Raw genomic sequence first — 20939 nt, forward strand, 5'->3', positions numbered from 1 at the left:
GAATTCCACCGGGTAGCGTCAAGTGTTTACGAAACCAACCCTCTTTATGTTCAGCAAACAGGCGAATGCTGTTCCAGTCGTCGGCACCGCAAAGAATGGCACAAACAGACATGAACATAACCTCAGCCAGTACATGTGTGGTTTTTTTAGGGTCTCGCTTATCAGTGAGCGAGGAGAATTTGGAAAACAGGGCTTTTGCAGACATCGAAAGACAGGAAAAACCCTGATTATACAGGCTGTTTCTTGATGGCGCTGTTCAATTGGTGATCATGTTTTTGCCCTGATGGTAAGGGTGAGACCTCTCATTCTGTGGATAAAAATCCAAGGTCTGTTTTGATATCAGGTATGGGAATAAAGCCTCTGTGGACTCTATACCCGTCAAGGGAAATTGAAATGTCGGCTATAGATGGCTCTGACCCGGCCAGTACGGATATACCGGAGTTGGGTTGTGTTGAGCCTCAGAGTAAACAAACCCGAAAGCGATTGAAGGGAATGACCGATGAACAAAAGCGGAAGCGCAGAATGCAGAGTAATCGAACTTCAGCTCAGAATAGTAGGGATAACAGAAAAATAGAGATAAGCAAACTTGAAGAAGAAGCGGGGGATCAACTGAAGATGGTTTTGGAATCCATGCCGGATAATAATGCTCTATCTGTAGATGATGTTGAGAAAAGAGTCCCTTGCTATAGAGAAGAGGGGGAAAATATAAAGTTGTCTAACAGAAGGATTGCTGAGTTTATAGTCCATTTAAATGGTAAGCGCATCCGCAGAAGTAAACCAGAAATCATTGAAGGTAGCTGTTTAAATTATGAAGAGTGGAAAGAGTTTCTTGAAATCCGGAGGAAAGTGACCAATGCTAGCCAGGCAGCTAAATCCAGATGGAAAGGTAAGGAATATCATTCAAAGCTGAAGGCTTTTACGGAAAAAATGCCAGAGCATTCTGCTGCTCGAACAGCGCCCACAGGTTCAGCACCCATTCCAAAGAGTATCTGAATCTCAGGTTTTTTCGGCAAGTATTGAACAGTTACCGGGTATTCTGCCACATCACGAATATTCCAGCACACAACATTAAAAGAGGTCTGCCTTTGGTGGGAGAAGTGGAACCGTCTTTTCTTTTTGAGGTACCCCTGCCTCAGGCAGGGATACCTTGAATGCTTCTTATCGAAAACTGATCACCGGCCAGCCATTATTCAGGGCCGCCTTCTCAAGTTCCGGGTCCGGATCCACTGCCACTGGGTGGTCAACCTGTTGAAGCAGAGGCAGGTCGTTTTGGGAGTCGCTGTAGAAATGGCTCCCCTTGAGGGAGTGAGCCGGGTTTTCCTCAAGCCACTGTTGCAAACGGATCACCTTTCCTTCCTGGTAGGTAGGAGTGCCAACAATAGCGCCGGTATACCGGCTGTCGCGGATTTCCGGTTCAATGGCCAGCAGAGTATCTACCTGGAGCTCCCGGGCGATGGGCTCGGTTACAAAGCGGCTGGTGGCGGTGATGATCATGATGTGGTCGCCTTTTTTCCGGTGCTGGGCAATCCGTTCATGGGCTTTTTCCAGCATAATCGGGCGGATGGATTCTGACATGAAGCGATCATGCCATTCCTTCAGTTCTTCCAGTGAGAACCGGGTCAGTGGCTCCAGGCAGAAGTCCAGGTATTCATGAATATCCAGGGTGCCCTGCTCATACTGCTGGTAAAAGTAGTCGTTGCCTTCCCGGTACTTCTGTTCATTAACAAGGCCGTTGGCGGCCATGAACTCACCCCAGAGATAATCGCTGTCACCGGCGATCAGGGTATTATCCAGGTCGAAGATTGCAAGCGCCACGGGTTTCCCCCTCTTTGTTTCTCTTCTCTTTATTGGAAGGCATCCCGGAAAGTCTGCTAACTCAGCAGGATGCGCCCGTTATCCAGTCATAGGATCCCGCTTTAGTCGGCTATTCTGGCGGATAACAGGATTATCTGCCAGCTTGATTGTAATACTTTTCCGGTTACCGTTTTGTTTCGCAGGACGGGTTGCCAATCTCCCGGGAGAGACTGGCAGTAGCCGCTTCGTCCTGTTTGCTGTGCTGCCCCCGTTTATGAAACAATGCATTACAAGAATTAGTTTATGAAGCTGCCAAGAAGTGGTTGCGCCTGTCAGTGTTGTCTCCTGAAGCGGTTTAACGGTGTTTTTATCGGAAGAATGCTGCCGGAAAGACAGGGCTTCCCCCGGAAATGGGGGAGATGCTTTGTTACCATGACGATATTGCCATTTCCATGGTGTGGGGTGAGCTGTGTGTTTTGTTCATGGTGGTTTGCCCTGCTTTGACATTCGCAATTTTTCAAGGTGGCTCCTAAGGTAGCCATATACGTGATTGACTTAGATGGGTTCAGGCCAAATGTAGGCATTATCCTTGCAAATCATCACGGTCAGGTATTGTGGGCGCGGCGGATCAGGCAGGATGCCTGGCAGTTTCCTCAGGGTGGTATTAATGACGGGGAAACGCCAGAAGAAGCTATGTACAGGGAGCTCTATGAGGAAATCGGTCTTCAGCCGGAAGATGTCGATATCCTTGGGTGCACCCGTGGCTGGCTTCGCTATCGTCTGCCCCGGAGGCTGATCCGCAGAGATCAGCATCCGCTGTGCATCGGGCAGAAGCAGAAATGGTTTCTTCTGCAGCTGCAAAGCAGTGATGACCGTATCAGGGTTGACCATACTCCTTCACCGGAGTTTGATGGGTGGCGCTGGGTGAGTTACTGGTACCCACTGGGTCAGGTAGTTTCATTCAAGCGTGAAGTCTATCGCCGGGCTCTGAAAGAACTTGTGCCAAGGGTAGGAAAACTGCAGGCTAATGGATAACAATGCAGAAACGGCCTGGAACTCTGTGACAGGCCAGGGGGCTCGGTTATTCCGGGCCTGAAACCAGAGGGTATGTGACAGACATGTTGAACACCCTGCGCACAATTGTTCAGGAAGTCAGTTCGGCCTCGGACCTCCAGGCTGCACTGGATATTATTGTGCGGCGGGTGCGGGGTGCCATGCGCACTGAAGTCTGCTCGGTTTACCTCTTTGATCCGGAAAATTCCACTTACACTCTGATGGCTTCTGAGGGGCTTAATCCCGGAGCCGTGGGGCAGGTCAGACTCTCTCATTCTGAAGGCCTGGTGGGTCAGGTTGGCCTGCGGGAAGAGCCTATTAATCTTGAAGATGCCGCCGCTCACCCGAAATATCGGTACATTCAGGAAACCGGTGAGGAGCGTTACCACTCTTTTCTTGGGGTTCCTATTATTCACCACCGCAATACCCTTGGGGTTCTGGTGGTTCAGCAGGAAGATCGCCGCCGTTTTGATGAGCATGAGGAAGCGTTTCTGGTCACCATGTCAGCCCAGCTGGCGGGTGTCATTGCTCATGCTGAGGCAACCGGTTCCCTCAATGTTTCAGGAGGCCATCGGCCGTTAAAAATCGCCCGCTTTCAGGGCAGTGCCGGTGCTACTGGCGTTGCTATAGGAGAAGCGGTTGTGGTGGCGCCGCCGGCGGATCTTGGGTCTGTTCCTGATCGTGAATGCAAGGATATTGGTAAAGAGCTGGAGTTGCTCGAGCAGGCGCTGGACTCGGTGCGGGTGGATTTGAAGCAGACCGCTGCGAAATTATCAGGACGTCTTCCCGCAGAAGAGCAGGCGTTGTTTGATGTCTATCTTCGCATGCTGGACGATCAGGCCCTGGGTCAGGAAATCCGGGAAAGAATTGAGAAAGGTCTCTGGGCTCAGGGTGCTCTCAGGCAAGTGATTGATGAGCATATCTGTCACTTTGAAATGATGGATGATGCCTATCTCCGGGAGCGGGCATCGGATGTCCGGGACCTGGGGCGGAGGGTGCTTTCCTATCTTCAGAAGAGCAGTCACAGTGAAGTGGATTACCCGGAAAATACCATTCTGATCAGTGAGGAGCTGTCACCTGTGATGCTGGGGGAGGTTCCCCATAACGCCCTGGCCGGTCTGGTCTCGGTTCAGGGCTCCAGCAACTCCCACGTAGCGATTCTGGCCAGGGCGCTCGGTATTCCAACGGTGATGGGAGCCGTTGACCTTCCTTTTCAAAAACTGTCCGGAAAAACGCTGATTGTGGATGGCAACCTTGGGCTGGTGTATTCCTCGCCTACTCAGGAGCTGCTGGATTACTACACGGCCGTTGTCGAAGAGGAGCAGGAGTTCAGTGAAGGCCTGGAGGCCATCAGTGAGTTGCCCTGTATCACACCGGATAACTACCGGATTCCCCTCTGGGTCAATACCGGGCTGATGACCGACGCGGTTCGTTCCCTGGACAGAGGCGCTGAGGGGGTGGGTCTTTATCGCACTGAGGTTCCTTTCATGATCCGGGACCGTTTTCCCAGTGAATCGGAACAGGAAACCATTTACCGCCAGCAACTGGAAGCGTTTGCACCCAGGCCCGTGACCATGAGAACCCTGGATATTGGTGGGGATAAATCCCTGACCTATTTCCCCATCAAGGAAGACAACCCTTTTCTTGGCTGGCGAGGAATACGGGTGACGCTGGACCACCCTGAAATTTTCCTGGTACAGGTCCGGGCGATGCTTAAGGCCAGTGTCGGGCTGGATAATCTGCGCATTATGCTGCCCATGATTTCCAGCGTATTTGAAGTGGAAGAGGCTTTGCACCTGATCCACCGGGCCCACGCAGAAGTGCTGAGCGAAGGCCTTCCGGTGGTAATGCCCCCGGTAGGGGTTATGGTGGAGGTGCCCGCTGCGGTTTATATGGTCAAGGATCTGGCACAGAGAGTGGATTTTCTCTCCATAGGCTCCAATGATCTTGTGCAGTATCTGTTGGCTGTTGACCGCAACAATCCCAGGGTTTCTGATCTCTATCACTCATTCCATCCGGCGGTTCTTCATGCCCTCCAGCGGGTGGTGGACGATGCTCACAGAGAAGGCAAAACGGTGGGTATTTGCGGTGAAATGGCCGGTGATCCTGCCGCTGCAGTTCTGTTGATGGCCATGGGCTTTGATATGCTGTCCATGAGTGCGGTCAATCTGCTGAAAGTGAAATGGGTACTTCGTCGTATTACCATGGACGGTGCAAAAAAAATCCTGTCTGACCTGATGAAACACGATAACCCCCAGGTGATTCGCAGCTCTCTGGAACTGGCCCTGTGCCGGGAAGGCATGGGTAAGGTGCTGGGCATCAAGAGCCGCCGGTTTTAATTCCTGTTCTTGAAAAAGTCATTGAAAATGATTGAGCAGAACGCTCTTCGCTTAACTATCCTTCCCTGACGGTTTGCTGCACAACCTGATTTGTAAACATTCATATCCCTTACGCGATCCTCCATTGAAAACCTTTCATTGAACAGAATGATGGGTTGTTGGCAGGGCTGGGGATGGGAAAAGCATGGGGAAAGAGTGATATGTCCGGTTACCTGCTGATTGACTCCCGTGACCCTTTTGACAGTAACTGTCGCTATTTTCATGATCTTGCCTGCGAACTGGCAGGGAAAGGTCATGATGTCATTCTGTTTCTGGTGCAGAACGCCGTTTTTATGACCCGCCGCTGTCCGGCAGTGGCTGAAAGCCTTAAGAAGCTGTCCGGCTGTGGTGTTGAGTTACTGGTGGATGATTTTTCTCTTCGGGAGAGGGGGATCAGTTCAGATAGCCTTGCGGAGGGGGTGACAGAGTCTCCTCTGGACATCGTTGTTGATCAGCTGGCTTCAGGCAGCAAGGTACTCTGGAACTAGTAACAGCTCTGAGGTGTTTCCGTGAGAGGTGATATCTCTCCCAAAATGAAAGAGGGTTTGTGATGTCAGAAAATCCAGTCCAGGGCAAAAGGAAAGTGCTGACGTTTGCATTGATGGACGCTCCCTTTGAAAGTGCCAGAACCGCCACTGCCTTTCGTTTACTCGATATTGCCGCAAGAAGGGGTTACCACCTGAAGGTGTTTGCCTATGAAGGGGCTGTTGGCCTGCCTTTTTCAAAACAGAGGCCCCATGCCAATGCGGTGCACGGTCGGGATATTGAAGACGAAGATCACCCCCTGCCCAGAAAATGGATTAAAGGGCTTCAGTCATTGGTGACTGAAAACGGTGGAAGGCTGGAGTGGGTGAATTGCGGGCTCTGTGTGGATGAGCGGGGGATGGATGAAAGTATTGACGGAGTTAACAGGGGTAGCCCTTCTGATTTTCTGAGGTTTGCCTGTGAGTCAGATAACACATTGGTGATTCCGACTCGCTGATCTCTGGCAGGAGTCCCTGCAGGAGAAAACGTTTGTGGAGAAAGCGCCCGTGAGAATATTAAATATTATTGAAACCGCCTATCGTGCCACACTGGAAGAGCAGGATGATACTGTCGTCTGGTTGAGCCATGCCCTGAAAGGCGCTGGTGCGGAACTGGATGTGGTATTGCAGGGAAGTGCGGTGAACTATGCAGTGATGGCGCAGGATGCTACAGGATTAAACATTGGAGGCCTTCCCCAGAACCAACCACCGGATCTGGCTGGAGATGTTCTCGATCTGATGGAAAAAGGATGTCGGGTTTTTGTTCTGTCGGAAGATCTGTCTGAGAGAGGGATTGAGGAGGGGGCTACTGTGGAAGGGGTCAGCAGGATCAGTCGCGTAGAATTGGCAGCTTGTCTGGACAACTATCAACAAGTCTGGCACTGGTAGTCAGCTGCCAGTTCGGCCGGGGATGCCCATCAGATAGATTCTTGCGTCTCTGGCTGGGTTAAACAGATGCTCAAGGCTGTAGAAAATCTCCACTTTTTTTATGGAACTCTGCTGGCGGCCGGTCAGGTGTAGAGAGCGTGAGTTGCCGCCCCCTGTACCATCGTGATCCCCTCGTATCATTTTTTGAATGCTGAAGTTCACTACCCTTCCCTTGTCAAAATAAATTCTGGCGTTGCGTATACTGATGTTGCCATCCGTTACATGGAAGCGCACTTTCTCGTAAGTGGCACTGGAAGCAGGGTAAATAATGACTTTTTCCCCACTGAGGGTGGCTCTGGCAGAGCCAAGCTCCACCCACTCAACCCTGGCAGGACAATGGACTGAAACCAAAACAGCAACACAGGCAAGGATGAGAGGCAAAAAAAAGTGACGGTTACTCATGGCAGTGAACCTTCTTACTCTGGAAATGCCGCCATCAAAATACCTTGAATAGTAGTCGTTCCTCGGGCTTAGGCCAGTTTCTCAGGTAAATCAGAGGGCTGGATAAAGCTATCTCCTGTCTCCCTGAATTTCATCTTGTATGACAAGTTCTTATTGACGTAGGGAGATGCAGCAAATCAACGCTTTCATTGACTTCAGTCAGGCGTTGATGGATTTCTGATCTTTTATTATTCGCGCCCTTAAAGCCCTTCGTGTGGTTATGAAACTCAGGGATGGGAGGCACCTGGCTCTGCTGTCTGGCAGATTTGCCATTTTCCTGGTTGTGGTGGTGGCCGCTCTCCGCTTATGACCGTTCACAGGATTTCTACTGGGATCGTCGATGAAAAAGCTTCTGGATAGCGCTTTGCTGTCTTCTGTCAAAAGAAGAACGTTTATGAAATGGGGGACCGCAGCGGGTAGTGCTGCTGTGGTTGCCGGAAATGCCCTGCCGTTAAAGGCCATGGCTGCAAAGGAGCAGCCCAGCGCTTCCGAGGGCAGTGACGAAATCAAGTCAGTATGGTCTTCCTGCACGGTAAACTGCGGTTCCCGTTGCGTCCTGCGGCATCAGGTAAAAGACGATGTCATTTTGTACACCGAAACCGACAATACCGGCCAGGATATTTATGGGGATCATCAGGTTCGTGCCTGCCTCCGTGGCCGCTCTTTCCGTCGGCGTGTTTACAATCCTGATCGACTGAAATACCCAATGAAGCGGGTTGGTAAACGGGGCGAGGGGCGCTTTGAGCGCATCAGCTGGGATGAAGCCCTGGACACCATTGCAAACAACCTCAAGCGCATTAAAAAAGAATATGGCAACGAGGCCATCTATCTGAACTACGCCACCGGTACCCTGGGGGGCACTGTTTCCAAATCCTGGCCTCCCGCTGCCAGCCCTATTGCCCGGCTGATGAACTGCTGGGGTGGCTATCTGAATCACTATGGTACTTACAGCACGGCCCAGATTGCCATTGGGATGCCTTACCTGTTTGGAGCCAACAAAAACAACTGCATTTCTGACATTGCCAATACCAAACTGATTGTTAACTTTGGCAACAACCCCGCTGAAACCCGTATGAGTGGTGGTGGTGTCGTTTATCACCTGGCAGAAGCCCGCAAGCGCAGCAATGCCCGGATGATTTCTTTTGATCCACGGTTGACTGATACGGCTCTTGGGGAAAACGATGAGTGGGTTCCAGTCCGCCCTGGTACCGATGCGGCCCTGGTTGCCGGTATGGCCTGGGTGATGATTACTGAGAACCTGGTGGACAGCGACTTCCTCAGCCGTTACACCGTGGGTTACGATGAAGACTCACTACCCGCCAGTGCGCCCAGAGGCTCTTCCTGGAAATCTTATATTCTTGGCCAGGGCCCCGATGGGGTTGAGAAAACCCCCGAATGGGCAGCCAGAATCACCTCAGTACCCGCCAAAACCATCATTCGTCTGGCACGGGAAATTGCTTCCACCAAACCCTGTAATGTGATGCAAGGATGGGGACTGCAGAGAACCACCACCGGCGAGCAGGCCTGTCGTGCGGTGGCAATGCTGGCCGTAATGACCGGTAATGTCGGCCTTGCCGGAGGTGGCACCGGAGCAAGAGAGGCGGGTTACTCCATGCCTTTTGCAAAATTCCCGACTCTGACCAACCCGGTAAAAACCGCCATTCCCATGTTCCTCTGGACCGATGCCATTTACCGCCATGAGGAAATGACGGATAAGACCGATGGTATCCGCGGGGCAGAGCGACTCAGCCAGCCCATCAAGTTTATCTGGAACTATGCAGGCAACTGCATTATCAACCAGCACTCTGACACCAACCGTACCCACGAGATCCTGCAGGATGACTCCCAGTGCGAAATGATTGTGGTGATCGATAACCATATGACGGCCAGTGCCCGTTATGCGGATATCCTGCTACCCGACCTGACTGCTGCAGAGCAGCCGGACTTTGCTCCCAATGGCAGTGCCGGCAACATGGGCTATGCCATTTTCTGTGATACCGCGGTCAGCCCAATGTATGAATGTCGTTCAATTTACGACATGTGCACTGGAATTGCCCAGCGCCTGGGTGTTGAGCAGGCGTTCACTGAAGGGCGGGACCAGGAAGCCTGGCTGCGACATATTTATGCCGAGGCCCGTAAAAACAACCCCATGCTGCCAGACTTTGACACTTTCCGTAAGGAAGGGGTGGTCAAACAGAAGAACCCCGGTGAGCCCATTGTGGCTTATAAAGACTTCCGGAAAGATCCAGAAGCCAACCCCTTGAGCACGCCTTCTGGGAAAATAGAGATCTATTCCGAGCGCCTGGCAGAGATTGCCGCTACCTGGAAGCTTCGTGAAGATGAGTCGATCCGTCCTTTGCCAGAGTATGTGCCTTCCTGGGAAGGGCACGAGTCTCCGGAAACCACCCAATATCCCCTGCAGATGTTTGGCTTTCACTATAAAGCCAGGGCGCACTCTACTTATGGCAATGTAGATGTCATTAAGGACGCCTGTCGTCAGGAAGTCTGGATAAACCCGATGGATGCAGAAAAAAGGGAGATCAAAGACGGCGACATGCTCAAGGTCTGGAATGACCGGGGAGAAATCCGGGTGCAGGCCAAGGTGACTGAAAGGATCATGCCCGGCGTGGTGGCCATGGGCCAGGGCAGCTGGTATGCCCCTGACCGTAAAGGTATTGACCGTGGTGCCTGTATGAACACATTGACCACGCAGCGGCCTTCGCCTCTGGCCAAAGCCAACCCACAGCACAGCAACCTGGTGGAAATTGCCAAAGTCTAAAGGAAGTAAGATTCGATGACTCAACTTGGATTTTATGTGGACACGGCCAAATGCACAGGTTGCAAAACCTGTGAGCTGTCGTGCAAAGATGAGAATGATCTGGACGTCGGCGTGAACTGGCGTCGCATTTATGAATACGGTGGTGGCAACTGGGTGCAGAACGACGACGGCACTTATCACCAGAACGTGTTTGCCTATCACGTTTCCATCAGCTGTAACCATTGTGCCAAGCCTGCCTGTACCAAGGCCTGCCCTACAGGGGCCATGCACAAGCGTGAGCAGGATGGGCTGGTTGTGGTAGACGGCGATGTTTGTGTGGGTTGCCGCTACTGCGAAATGGCCTGCCCTTATGGTGCGCCCCAGTTTAATGCTGAAAAGAAAGTAATGACCAAATGCGATGGCTGCTATGACCGGGTAGAGGCGGGCAAGAAGCCCATCTGCATTGAGTCCTGCCCATTGCGTGCCCTGGACTTCGGCCCTATTGATGAACTCCGGGAGAAGTATGGCAACAAGGCCGACATCGCTCCCCTGCCGGATCCATCCCTGACCGTACCATCCCTGGTGGTCAAGGCCAATGGCCATGCAAAACCTTCCGGTGACCGCACCGGGCGTATTCTGAACGTACGGGAGGTGTAATCATGCACGAATTGCCACTGGTCTTCTTTACCGTGATTGCCCAGGGAACGGTTGGGCTGTTTCTGGTTCTGGCCTGTCTGTTGATGTTCAACCGTGATGAGCGACGCCAGCCGGTACTGAGCCGACTCCTGGTTCCTGTGCTGGTTCTGCTGAGCATCGCCGGTGCGGCCGCCATGACCCATTTGGGCCAGCCTCTGCGGGCCATCAATGTGATGTTCGGGCTTGAGCACTTCTCCCCCCTGAGTGTTGAGATTCTGGTGACCAGCCTGTTTGGTGGGGCGGTGTTTGTTTACACAGCCATGTCCCTGATGGGTATTCTGCCGGCACTACAGAAGCTGGTGCTGGCGGCGGCTATGGCGCTGGGTGTACTGCTGCTGTTGGCCATTGCCAATGTTTACACCCTGGATACCGTGCCTGCCTGGAACAGCGGCTGGACCGTTTTCCAGTTTGTGATGCCTGCTTTTGTGCTGGGTATTCCGGCAGCAGCCCTATTGCTGAGAAGTCAGTCCGACCACCTGGGCAGCTACCAGAAAAGTGCTGACCGGGCGCTGGCGACCCTGGCTCTGATGGCACTGGGTGTGGTCATGGTGGGATTCCCTCTGTTCCTGTTCTGGCTGGGCCAGGTGGATCTGCCAGCCAATCCTCTGGGCCTAATGGACTACCACGGTCAACTGCTGCTGGCACGTCTGGCCCTGCTGTTTGCCGGACTGGGTGCCTGGGTTGTCTCGGCTACCCGTGGCAACAACACCTCCGTTGGCCTGGTGGGTGGTGCTACCCTGATGGTGCTGGTGGGCGAAATCTGTGGTCGTATTTTCTTCTACGATCTGCACTTGTTTGCCAGTGGGATGTAATGACGTTAAAGCGTCAGGCACCCTTTTATCAGAAGGGTGCCAAAAGCAATTAGCTTCGAAAGGTTTTTACCCTTTCTCTGATATGAGCTCTGCAAATTGGACATTTTGTTACTGAACCGGAGCAGGTTTCGCAGGAAATCATGTGCCCACACGGGGTAAAGACGATATTAATATCTCTATCCATGCAGATTTTGCAGATTTTCTCCTCTTTCAGCCTTTCATTCTCATCCTGAAGTGCAGTGGTATCCTGGGGCTGCTCCTGAGCTGGAGGTGGCTCATGTTTCTCCCTTAGTTCAGCTTTATTTTGACGTTCGTTGCTAGAAGGCGCTGCTGCCCTGTTTTCATCTTGAACTTGTAGCTGCTGAAATTGGTGAGCAAGCTCTTCACCGCCCTCATGAGGCTGCTGAGCAGCCTGGGATTCTTCAGCTTGAAGTTGGCGAGCAAGCGCTTCATCTTCTTTTTCCTGGTTTCTCACTCTTTGCTCATTCTCTTTTTCTTCCATTCGCTGCTTTGCTGTCAGAAGTGCTTCTGTCATTCTGGTTCGGATATTGTTGAGTTTATGACGGTGAATCGCTTCAGCATTTTGTGCCTTTGTTTTTTCTCCCTCGAGTTTCTGTTGATAAGTGATATAAGACTGATTCACTAATCGCTCAGTTTCGCTTCCAGGTGTTATATCATCATAAATATCAATGATGTTATCATATTCTGGTGCCTTTCCTATTGACTCAGGGTTTTTGAAGTGCCAGTGGATATAAGCTTTATCGAGCCTTTCTTGTGAGTCACAATAACCCTGATTGAGTGCTTTGTATCGATCCGTATTTCTATAGCCTTCAAGGATGTCTGAAAATTTTTCATTCTGAGTAGAATTTTCTGGTAGCTCCTGTTTCAGGTTAACTTCTTCTTCGTTTAGCTGTTGTATTGTTTCGATAAATGTTTTACCCAGTTTCTCTTCTACAAAGGTACATTTTGGATGCCAGCGTGCATGCTCAATCCATGGGTTATCGCCTTGCTCCCAGTTTTTCATTCCTCCATCACACTGGAAACATCGAACATGATCGGCTTCATTTAAATGATACAAGCCTGCTTCTACGAGCTCATCAGGTGTTTGTTCCAGGTTTTGAGGGAAGCTTTTAAAGGTTTTCCGTCTTTCCTCTTTGGTTGCATATTCAGGGTGCTTTGGGGCGCTGGTAGGGGCTGTTTCGCCTTGAGCTGATTCATAGGGCTTTGTCGCAAAGCTTCCATATTGAGCACCTGGTTGAGGCTGTGGGTAGTGTTGCTGCAATTGTGGTGAACTTTGTTGTTGAAATTCTGGGGGCTTTCCGTACTCTAAGCGCACCCACTGAATGTATTGATCGTCTTTAACGAGACGAACATAATCACACCCATCGCTCCACCGGATATGCTCGACCCATGGGTCATCACTGGGCTCCCATTTTTCTAGTGAAGTACCACATTGATAGCAAATAACCGCATCCCTGTAACCTTTGTAGGAAAAACCAGCTTCTGCCAAAGTCTCTGGTGATTGTGTTAGCTCAATTGGGAAGTTACCGTAACTTGATAACCTCGCGTTGTAGCTGCTAAATCCAGCGTTCTTTGTATTCTGATTAACAAAGCCAGTAGTGTTTGCATGGCCTGGAGCAGATACGTGATACTGTGGGGCAGAATACTGGCTTGAACGATTGTGTAATTGAGGTGAGGTCTGATAGAGCGGGGTATTTGAACTCTCGGGTTGAGGCATATAATACTGCTGTGGAGTCATGCTGCTATAGGGAGCACCGGTTCCTGCTACATTAATACCAGGTTGTCGTGGTCTTTGCTGGTTAATATCCCCGCGTGGATTATAGCCTCGTTGGGGGGGGCGAATATTGTCATCCATTGCCAAGTCTCCTTATCCTTTAGCTTTTTTTGAGCTGAGCAAACCTACAGGGTTAACCTCTGGTCGCTGTTTTCAATTAATTTAAATCGAAATCGATTATACAGATTTGATATTGGAATGAACGGTCTGTTACTTATCTTGTCAGTAAAACAGACAGGTTTGTTAGGTTTTTTGATTTAATTTATGGATGCCTATCTGACATTTAATAGAGCTCAGTTGTTTGTCAGTGATTGTTTTTCGGTTGTGGGAGAGTAAACACCGTTATGGTATATGTACGTCTTTTTTACTTTTTGAGCGAAGGTAAAATGCCAGGCGGGTTTTGCTTGCTTTAAGCTATCTAATAATAGAGGCGTATCAGGGCAAATACCTGATCAGACAACCTTCCAAGTGGGCTTTGGATTTCCATGAACAAAATAGAGCAAAGCCGAGAACCGCACTCACCGGCTTCTCCAGAAAGAAGAGCCTTCTTTCAGCGACTGGCCCCAAAAACCGAGTCGATCATTCCTGTCAGTGTTCACCCAAGGCCTCCCTGGTCCCTGGAAAATAATGCTTTTCTGGCCCTTTGCACCCAGTGCGGCGAGTGCATTGACCAGTGTCCGATGCGGGTACTGGGTCCGTCCGATGAGTCGGATGAGATGTTGAAAGGCAGGCCTGCCCTAGATCTTGCCCATGGGTATTGTGACTTTTGCGGTCAGTGTGCAGAAGTCTGTCCAACCGGGGCGATAGACCGGAATAAAGGCCTTAGAAGGCAGGCCATGCCGACGCTGATGGGGCGTTGCCAGGTGGAGCTGGGGCTTTATTGCAACTTGTGTGAAGAGGTCTGCCCGGAGAGTGCCATTACATTTACTCAGAACAACAAGCTGACCATCGATACTGAGCGATGCTCAGGTTGTGGCCAGTGTGCCCTGGATTGTTACAGCCGGGTGTTGGTGATGAAAAAAAAATCTGGTGTTTAGTGTAGAGAGGCCCGAGGGATTCGATCGTATGTTTCATCTAATCCTGATGCTTTTCAGTCCCTTACCCTGAATTGTCCTCAATATCAGAGGTGCTCAGTTCGTTTTTCTCCTGGTTATCAGCCACTGTTTCTTTAGGGTGATCAGGTTCGCTATCAGCTTCTTTTATTGTACAGGTTATCGAGTGCTCCTGAGTGGGGGTTGGTGTACACAATATAGTTTGTGCTGCTTCTGCAGGCTGCTGTTTATGCAGGCGTAAGAAATGGTCAAGATGAAAGAAAAAGTCACTTGCTATGTTAAGAGTATTTATTTTTGATGCTGTTTGCGGAGTCAATAATCCAAAATTAATTAATTGATCCTGAAGTAATGAAAAACCATCTCTTAATTCGTGCATTCTCATTCTTTCTCTTTCATTTGCCTGCAACCTTCGGTCTGTTTTGCTCCTTGTTTGGCTTACCCATGTTGTCTTTTTTCTTTTTTTCTTTTTTGCTTCTTTACAGTATTGTCCATCGCATGCCGGACAGTTATGGTTTTGATTATGTTTTAGTTGGGAAGGGTTGTGGCCATCTCCGTCATCGGATGGGGTTGATACTGTTTTCTGCTGTTTTCTTATTTGTTTTTTTTCTGCGGGAGGGTCATTGTACATATAAGTGGCTGAGTCAGGGGATTCTTGTCTGGCCACTTTAGGGTTGTTCATTAGCATAATCGCTGTTTCTTTCTGATGAGGTGCTACTTTGTTCAGTTGATGGTTGTTACTTTGGTCCCAAAATGTTGATCGAATCCAGTCAATGATTGCCATAATGACAGAAGCTTGTGACTGACTCTCTGTTAATTGATGCCCGTATTGATGAGTCAATGCCAGCTCATATCCATATCCGTCACTGGTATGAAAGAGGTATTGGGCATATTCAGAGGCGAAAGGGCGGGGCTGGATGGTTGGTTTTTCAGGAAGTATTTTAAAATGACCATTTTCTGGAAACGCTTTCAGTAAATTCTCCATAAAGCTTACAGATTCTGGACTTTCACCATTTAAGATAAATTCAGGAGCTTTTGTGGACCATTCATAATCACTGATTGTAATAATAAATGAGAGTGGGGCGGCCAGAGAACACTGGTAGGGTAGCCATAATATAAGCAGAAAAACAACTTTTACAATAGTTGGTTGTATTACTGTTGATAACTTCATTTGACTGACTGTTTACCTTGTATGGTTGCTTTATTTGTGAGAATAACGATCCGTTGTTGAACTGCCTTGAATCTGGTCAGCTGGTAAAAAATAGAAAGAGATATGAGTCAGTGCAAGTTGAATTTGAGGTACGATCAACTGAATATTCTGAGACTCAGTATGATCAGCTTATATCGTCTGGTGGTGCTTTACGGGTTCCTCAGCAGATACAGCCCATGCAATGATGGGCTGTATCTGCTGAGTTGAGGGTATAGGTGGGAGCTGTCCTGACTTATGACGCCGACGTTTTTTTCCTGGGAATCCCCAGGCGCTGGCGTCTTTCCCAGAGAGTTTTCCGGCTGATGCCCAGCTTTTGCGCCAGTTCGGTTTCGGTCATCTGGTCCTGGTGTTCCAGTACAAAGCGCTGAAAGTAATCCTCAAGGGTCAGGCCATCCTGAAGCTCTTCTGAATCCTGGCGGAACAGCGTTTGTTTGACCCTGACTTCAATATCCAGATTTTCCGGAGTGATGATGGTGTCTTCCGACAGGATCACCGCCCGCTCAATGGCATGCTCCAGCTCCCGGACGTTACCGGGCCACTGATACTGGGACATGGCTGCCATGGTTTCCGGTGCAAAGGAAAGCAGCTCCAGCTCCATTTTCCTGCAGGTTCGCTCCAGCAGTTTTCCGGCCAGCATCAGAATGTCATTGCCCCGTTCGCGAAGTGCCGGAATTCTCAGCTCAACCACTTTGAGCCGGTAATAGAGGTCTTCCCTGAATTCGTTTTGAGACGACAGTTGGCGTAAATTTCGATGGGTTGCGGCAATCAGGCGGACATCCACGGACTGCGATTGCACAGAACCTACCCGGCGGATTTCCCCTTCCTGGAGTACCCGCAATAACCGGGCCTGGGCTTCCAGGGGCAGCTCACCGATTTCATCCAGAAACAGAGTGCCGCCATTGGCCGCTTCAATCAGGCCAGTGCGGGCCGCTGTGGCCCCGGTAAATGAGCCTTTCTCATGGCCAAACAGTTCTGATTCAATCAGGGTTTCCGGGATGGCGGCACAGTTGACCGAAATCATCGGGCCACTGGCGCGTTTACTGTTCTCATGAATAGCCCGGGCGACCAGCTCTTTACCGGTACCGGATTCGCCTTGAATCAGTACGGTAGCGTCGGTGGGCGCTACTTTCCGGATCTGCCGGAACAGCAGTTTCATGGCGTCGCACTGGCCAAGAATACCGTTAAACCCGTTATCAGAAGGGTCAATGGTGTCCATGGCGGGCTCTGGTTCCGCTTCATCCCTGTGGGATTGCTTCTCAAAGATCTCACTGATTCTCTGCAGCATTTCAGCGTGATCAAACGGTTTGGCAATATAATCCACCGCCCCCTGTTTCATGGTGGAGACGGCTGAATTCAGGCTGGCGTAACTGGTCATGATCAGTACAGGGGTGCCTTCCGCCAGGGTGATCAACTCCGTGCCCGGTCTGCCGGGCAACCGAAGGTCGCTGATGATGAGAGAGAAGTCTTTCAGCTGGAACAGGGCCAGGGCTTCCTGGACCGATTCAGCGTCACTGACCGCATATCCCTGGCGCTCCAGCAATCTGCGCAACGATGCCCGGATGATTTCTTCGTCCTCAACTATCAGAATCTGACCCTGGCTCATGCGGTATTCCCCTGGTGTTCCAAATGCGGCTCAACGTCGAGCGGTTCCTGCTCATAACGTGGCAGCGAGATAATAAAGTCTGAGCCACGATGGCTCTTTGAATCAAGTGGGCTGATCACCTGGATACTGCCAAAATGTTCTTCAATAATATTCCAGGTGAGCGCCAGTCCCAGGCCGGTGCCTTTTCCAGCCTCTTTGGTGGTAAAAAACGGCTCGAACAACTTTTCCTGTATGGCTTTCGGGATGCCATGTCCCTGGTCTTCAAAGTGGACTGTAACCGTATGGGGGCTGGCAGAGCTGTGTATTGTCACGGCGCCGCCACTGTCAGAGGCGTCTGCGGCATTTTTCAATAGGTTGATAAAGACCTGCTGGAGCTTCTGTCGGTTGCCGCTGACCTGATGGCCCTCCGGGCAAAGATTACGAAATTCAATCTGGCTGTTTTTGTGACTTAATTGCAACAGGCTGATGGCTTCCTGAATAGAGGCGTGAAGGTCAACCGGTTCGGGAGCGGCGACTTCGTTATTGCCACGCCTCTGCTGATGGTTCTGGCCGCTGTGGGCATAGCTGACCAGGGTTTGGACAATCTGGCTGACCCTTTTGGTCTGCTCCAGAATCTGGCCGGAAACCTGGCGGATATCATCGTCACTGGATAGCAGCTGCATTTCCTGGGCCAGGCAGTCAATGCCTGTGATGGGGTTGCCTATTTCATGGGCGACTCCAGCCGCCAGCTGACCAATGGACGCCAGTCGTTCACTGTGGAACAGCTGCTCCTCCAGCATCTGGGTTTCGGTCTGGTCTTCCAGCAGCATGACCTGGTTGCCTCCGGTGCCGGAAACTGGGGCCTGAATGGAGGCTTTATGAAGATTGAAGTAGCGGGTGGCTCCCGCAATGTCGACCTGATGCTTGTAAAGGTGGTTTTCCGGATAGTCCATAAAGTCACTGAGCAGGTGATTCCAGGGGGACGGTATGGCTTTCAGGGGGATTCCAAGCACATCTCCCGGTGGGATGCCGGTCAGGTTGGACATGGCCTGATTCCACAGCATGACCTCTCCCCTGTCGCTTGATAAGTCGGTATTCAAACCACTGGTTGAGTAGTCGATAGAGCAGACCGCCATGGGCAGGCTGTTCAGGGTATCACGGTGATAGCGCCTGAGACTGTCAAGCTCCCCTGCCAGGCCGGTCAGCCTTGAATGATAGGCTTCCAGGCGGGATTCCATGAAATGGATGTCCTGGGCTACGTAGTCATTGTCGACGTCCAGAGGGAGAAAGGAGTCGACAATATCGTGGGCAATGGAAGGGCCCATCAGTCCCGACAGGTTGGTTTCAATTCGCTCCCTCAGTCGTCGGAGTGAATGGGGACGGTGTTCGTCCGGCCGCATATTCAGGTCACCCAGAGCCTTGTTGACTTCTGTCTGGGCCGCTACGGGACCCAGAGGGGCACTGAGCATTTCCTGGAATTCGTAAGCAGACCGTGCCTTGGGCAGTTTATGCTCGGGGCGGCCCACTTCCTTCACCAGGCAGGCGGCGGCAGCGCTGCTTTCTTCGTCACTCATGGGGGTCAGGCTACTGACCAGATAAAACACCAGGGCATTGATCAGCAGGGATGAGGCGGCAGCAATATACCAGCCGTCGTTAGTGATGGTGCCGAAATGCACACTGCGAATGGGAAACAGCTCCAGCCCCATGGTCAAGGGCAGCATCAGGGTGAAAAACCAGACGGCAGAACCGGCCAGAATACCGCAGATAAAACCGCGGTGGTTGGCTTTCCCCCAGTAAAGAGTGGAGAGCGTGCCTGGCAGTAGCTGGAGGGCTCCCACATAAGCGACGATGCTGAGGCTGTACATATCCACTTCATTGTGGAGCAGGCGGTAAAAGCCATAGGAGGACAGAATCAAAGCGGCAATCAATACCCGCCTTACATTGGTAAGCCAGCGGTAAATGTTGGTCTGGACCTGAACCGGCCTTGCCTGGTAAACCGGCAGGATGAGATGGTTCAGCAGCATTGACGACAATGCCAGGGCTGTGACAATGATCAGGCCACTGGCCGCTGAGAGCCCTCCGGTGTAGGCGATCATGGTCAACCAGGGGTTGTTAAGGGCATTGCCGATGGCCAGGGGGAAAAATTCCGGGGACATGGGGCTGCCCATTTTCAGTCCGGCCCAGAGAATCAGGGGCGTGGAGATACTGAGCAACAGCAGGAAAAACGGGAGGCCCCAGCTGGCGGTGTAGAGCGACCGTTTGTGGCGATTTTCCGCAAAGGTCATATGGAACATATGGGGCATCACCACGGCAGAGGCAAAATACATCAGCAGGGTGGTACGCCATGGTCCGTCATCCAGGTGGGAGTTCATGCCGATAATCACGTCCTGGTGGGACTCAAGCCAGGCATTCAGGCCAGCGGGTCCGTCAAAGATCTGGAAGATAATAACGGCGCCCAGCAACATCATAATCAACAGTTTCAGCAGTGACTCAAAAGCGATGGCCACCACCAGCCCATCGTGTTGATTCCGTTTGGCCAGGTGACGGGTACCAAACAGCATAGCAAACAGGGTGACCAGAGCGCAGAATCCAAAGGCCAGGGTTTCCGGCGAAGAGGTGTCGCTCAGTAGATAGATACTGTCCGAAACCGCCTGGATCTGCAGCGCCAACAGCGGTAGTGCGATGAACAGCAGAAGCAGAGTACTGAGTGTGCCTGCCACTGGGCTTCGAAAGCGAAAGGCCAGAACATCCGCAAGGGAGCTGAGCTGGTAGGTGGAGGTGATTTTCTGGATAGGTACCAGCAGAACCGGTGCTAATAGAAAGGCTCCGCTGAGGCCAAAATAAAACCCCAGGAACACATAACCGTCGTCGTGGGCTATGCCTATGCTGCCGTAAAATGCCCAGCTGCTGGCATAAACACCCAGAGACAACACATAAGTGGCCGGATGCTGGACCACTCGTTTAGGAATCATTCCCCGGTCTGTCGCCCAGGCACACAGGAACAGTACCAGCAGATAGACAACGCTGACCAGAATTATCTGTTCCAGTTCAAAGCTCATCACTCTGTCCCCGGATCTGCAGGATAAAGCCGGCAGCGATCAAGATGAGCCAGAGAATCCATGGTTGATACCAGCGTTCGCCAAATGTAATCCACCAGCCCATGATGGCTGGAGAGAAAAGGTAAATTCCGATCACCAGAAGCAGAACGAGACGGTAAATATACATGGAACACCCGTACGTTTTAGAGCTTTCGGGCGAACATGGTAAAGCTTATGAGGGAAAACCGCAAAGTGATTATGTAGATATAACCTATTGTTTTATCTGCCGAAAGGTAAGGTTGATTCTGGGGGTAACGGAGCGGGCGGTTTTTGCCAGACAGTGTGACCAGCATTTCTGGGTATCACCTTTCATCAAGAGCAGGGACCCATGGGGTAAATCAATGGACTGCGTTTTTATTCGCGGGTCCGTTTTGTGCTTCATTCTGAATCGCCGAGTGGCCCCCAGGCTGAAAGAGGCAATCACCGGCTGGTTGCCCAGTTCCGGCTCATCGTCACTGTGCCAGCCATTGCTGTCGTTGCCGGTGCGGTAAAGGTTTAACAGGACCGAATTAAATGGGTGATGGCAGATCTGTTCAACCCGTTGCCGGATTTCGTCTAATACAGGTGTCCATGGACGGGGTGAAAGGGTCAGTCCTGAATAGTGATAATCGGTCCCTGTATCGCCAAACCAGGCCTGAAGTCGGGGCAGAGGGTGTGTTTGACCAAAAAGTCTGATGGAGTCCTGCTGCCATGGGGTATCAGACAGCAGCCGGGTAAACCAGGCCTGGCAGGCAGACTCACTGGCAATGGATGGCCAGAACAATACTGTGGCGTCTGGCCAGGGCAGGATTTTTATTGCTGATGGGGTTGTGTCCGTCATAC

19 protein-coding genes are annotated in these 20939 nt (G+C 51.2%); 10 read left to right on the forward strand and 9 right to left on the reverse strand.

Features of this window, described 5'->3' with window-relative positions; genetic code table 11:
* The coding region (locus ACNRUY_RS00005; protein WP_488109576.1) for a transposase family protein at positions 1-205 on the reverse strand (205 nt) is incomplete at its 3' end.
* Between the two features lie 188 nt (positions 206-393).
* Here ACNRUY_RS00005 and ACNRUY_RS00010 point away from each other — a divergent pair.
* On the forward strand, positions 394-993 hold the full coding sequence (locus ACNRUY_RS00010) for a hypothetical protein (protein ID WP_488109577.1): 600 nt from the start codon (positions 394-396) through the stop codon (positions 991-993).
* Positions 994-1158: 165 nt separating this feature from the next.
* On the opposite strand, the gene ACNRUY_RS00015 is transcribed toward ACNRUY_RS00010, so the two are convergent.
* The gene (locus ACNRUY_RS00015; protein WP_488109578.1) at positions 1159-1815 is read right to left on the reverse strand and encodes a histidinol-phosphatase; all 657 of its coding nucleotides are present in this window, start codon (positions 1813-1815) and stop codon (positions 1159-1161) included.
* 525 nt (positions 1816-2340) lie between these two features.
* Between ACNRUY_RS00015 and rppH the strand changes: the two genes are divergently transcribed.
* From rppH to ACNRUY_RS00040, 5 genes are all read left to right on the forward strand, one after another.
* Positions 2341-2829: an RNA pyrophosphohydrolase gene (gene rppH, locus ACNRUY_RS00020; protein ID WP_488109579.1), complete on the forward strand. Its 489-nt coding sequence runs from the start codon at positions 2341-2343 to the stop codon at positions 2827-2829.
* Between the two features lie 83 nt (positions 2830-2912).
* Complete coding sequence (gene ptsP / locus ACNRUY_RS00025; RefSeq protein ID WP_488109692.1) at positions 2913-5186, forward strand: phosphoenolpyruvate--protein phosphotransferase; 2274 nt, start codon at positions 2913-2915, stop codon at positions 5184-5186.
* Between the two features lie 173 nt (positions 5187-5359).
* Positions 5360-5713 (forward strand): DsrE family protein, encoded by a 354-nt coding sequence (locus tag ACNRUY_RS00030; protein WP_488109580.1) that lies wholly within the window; start codon positions 5360-5362, stop codon positions 5711-5713.
* 62 nt (positions 5714-5775) lie between these two features.
* The gene (locus ACNRUY_RS00035; protein ID WP_488109581.1) at positions 5776-6207 is read left to right on the forward strand and encodes a DsrE family protein; all 432 of its coding nucleotides are present in this window, start codon (positions 5776-5778) and stop codon (positions 6205-6207) included.
* A gap of 49 nt (positions 6208-6256) precedes the next feature.
* Positions 6257-6637 (forward strand): hypothetical protein, encoded by a 381-nt coding sequence (locus ACNRUY_RS00040; protein ID WP_488109582.1) that lies wholly within the window; start codon positions 6257-6259, stop codon positions 6635-6637.
* Here the strand turns inward: ACNRUY_RS00040 and ACNRUY_RS00045 are convergent, their stop codons facing one another.
* Positions 6638-7078 carry a DUF2541 family protein gene (locus tag ACNRUY_RS00045; protein WP_488109583.1) on the reverse strand — a complete coding sequence of 147 codons (441 nt, stop codon included), beginning with the start codon at positions 7076-7078 and terminating at the stop codon, positions 6638-6640. It abuts the gene before it with no gap.
* A gap of 379 nt (positions 7079-7457) precedes the next feature.
* Between ACNRUY_RS00045 and ACNRUY_RS00050 the strand changes: the two genes are divergently transcribed.
* From ACNRUY_RS00050 to ACNRUY_RS00060, 3 genes are read left to right on the forward strand one after another with little or no spacing between them, the layout of a single operon-like run.
* Positions 7458-9896 (forward strand): DMSO/selenate family reductase complex A subunit, encoded by a 2439-nt coding sequence (locus ACNRUY_RS00050; protein WP_488109584.1) that lies wholly within the window; start codon positions 7458-7460, stop codon positions 9894-9896.
* Positions 9897-9911: 15 nt separating this feature from the next.
* Positions 9912-10532, forward strand: coding sequence for a DMSO/selenate family reductase complex B subunit (locus tag ACNRUY_RS00055; protein WP_488109585.1), 621 nt, complete (start codon positions 9912-9914; stop codon positions 10530-10532).
* A 2-nt stretch (positions 10533-10534) separates the two neighbouring features.
* Entirely contained in the window at positions 10535-11383 is an 849-nt protein-coding gene (locus ACNRUY_RS00060) for a dimethyl sulfoxide reductase anchor subunit family protein (RefSeq protein WP_488109586.1), read from the forward strand.
* Positions 11384-11432: 49 nt separating this feature from the next.
* Here ACNRUY_RS00060 and ACNRUY_RS00065 read toward each other — a convergent pair whose 3' ends face one another.
* Positions 11433-13259 carry a baculoviral IAP repeat-containing protein gene (locus tag ACNRUY_RS00065; RefSeq protein ID WP_488109587.1) on the reverse strand — a complete coding sequence of 609 codons (1827 nt, stop codon included), beginning with the start codon at positions 13257-13259 and terminating at the stop codon, positions 11433-11435.
* A gap of 404 nt (positions 13260-13663) precedes the next feature.
* Between ACNRUY_RS00065 and ACNRUY_RS00070 the strand changes: the two genes are divergently transcribed.
* On the forward strand, positions 13664-14215 hold the full coding sequence (locus ACNRUY_RS00070) for a 4Fe-4S binding protein (RefSeq protein WP_488109588.1): 552 nt from the start codon (positions 13664-13666) through the stop codon (positions 14213-14215).
* Between the two features lie 61 nt (positions 14216-14276).
* Here ACNRUY_RS00070 and ACNRUY_RS00075 read toward each other — a convergent pair whose 3' ends face one another.
* The 5 genes from ACNRUY_RS00075 to ACNRUY_RS00095 form a co-directional block, all read right to left on the reverse strand.
* Positions 14277-15398 (reverse strand): helix-loop-helix domain-containing protein, encoded by a 1122-nt coding sequence (locus tag ACNRUY_RS00075; protein ID WP_488109589.1) that lies wholly within the window; start codon positions 15396-15398, stop codon positions 14277-14279.
* 271 nt (positions 15399-15669) lie between these two features.
* The gene (locus ACNRUY_RS00080) at positions 15670-17040 is read right to left on the reverse strand and encodes a sigma-54-dependent transcriptional regulator (RefSeq protein ID WP_488109590.1); all 1371 of its coding nucleotides are present in this window, start codon (positions 17038-17040) and stop codon (positions 15670-15672) included.
* Positions 17037-20078 (reverse strand): ATP-binding protein, encoded by a 3042-nt coding sequence (locus ACNRUY_RS00085; protein ID WP_488109591.1) that lies wholly within the window; start codon positions 20076-20078, stop codon positions 17037-17039. The genes ACNRUY_RS00080 and ACNRUY_RS00085 overlap by 4 nt, the downstream gene beginning before the upstream one ends.
* A complete protein-coding gene (locus ACNRUY_RS00090) occupies positions 20068-20244 on the reverse strand; it encodes a hypothetical protein (RefSeq protein ID WP_488109592.1) in 177 nt (58 codons plus the stop codon). Before ACNRUY_RS00090 ends, ACNRUY_RS00085 begins: the two co-directional genes overlap by 11 nt.
* Before the next feature lie 84 nt (positions 20245-20328).
* Positions 20329-20937, reverse strand: a complete 609-nt coding sequence (locus ACNRUY_RS00095; protein ID WP_488109593.1) for an alpha-ketoglutarate-dependent dioxygenase AlkB family protein — start codon at positions 20935-20937, stop codon at positions 20329-20331.
* Between the last annotated feature and the right edge of the window lie 2 nt (positions 20938-20939).

Source organism: Endozoicomonas sp. Z74 (assembly GCF_057680865.1).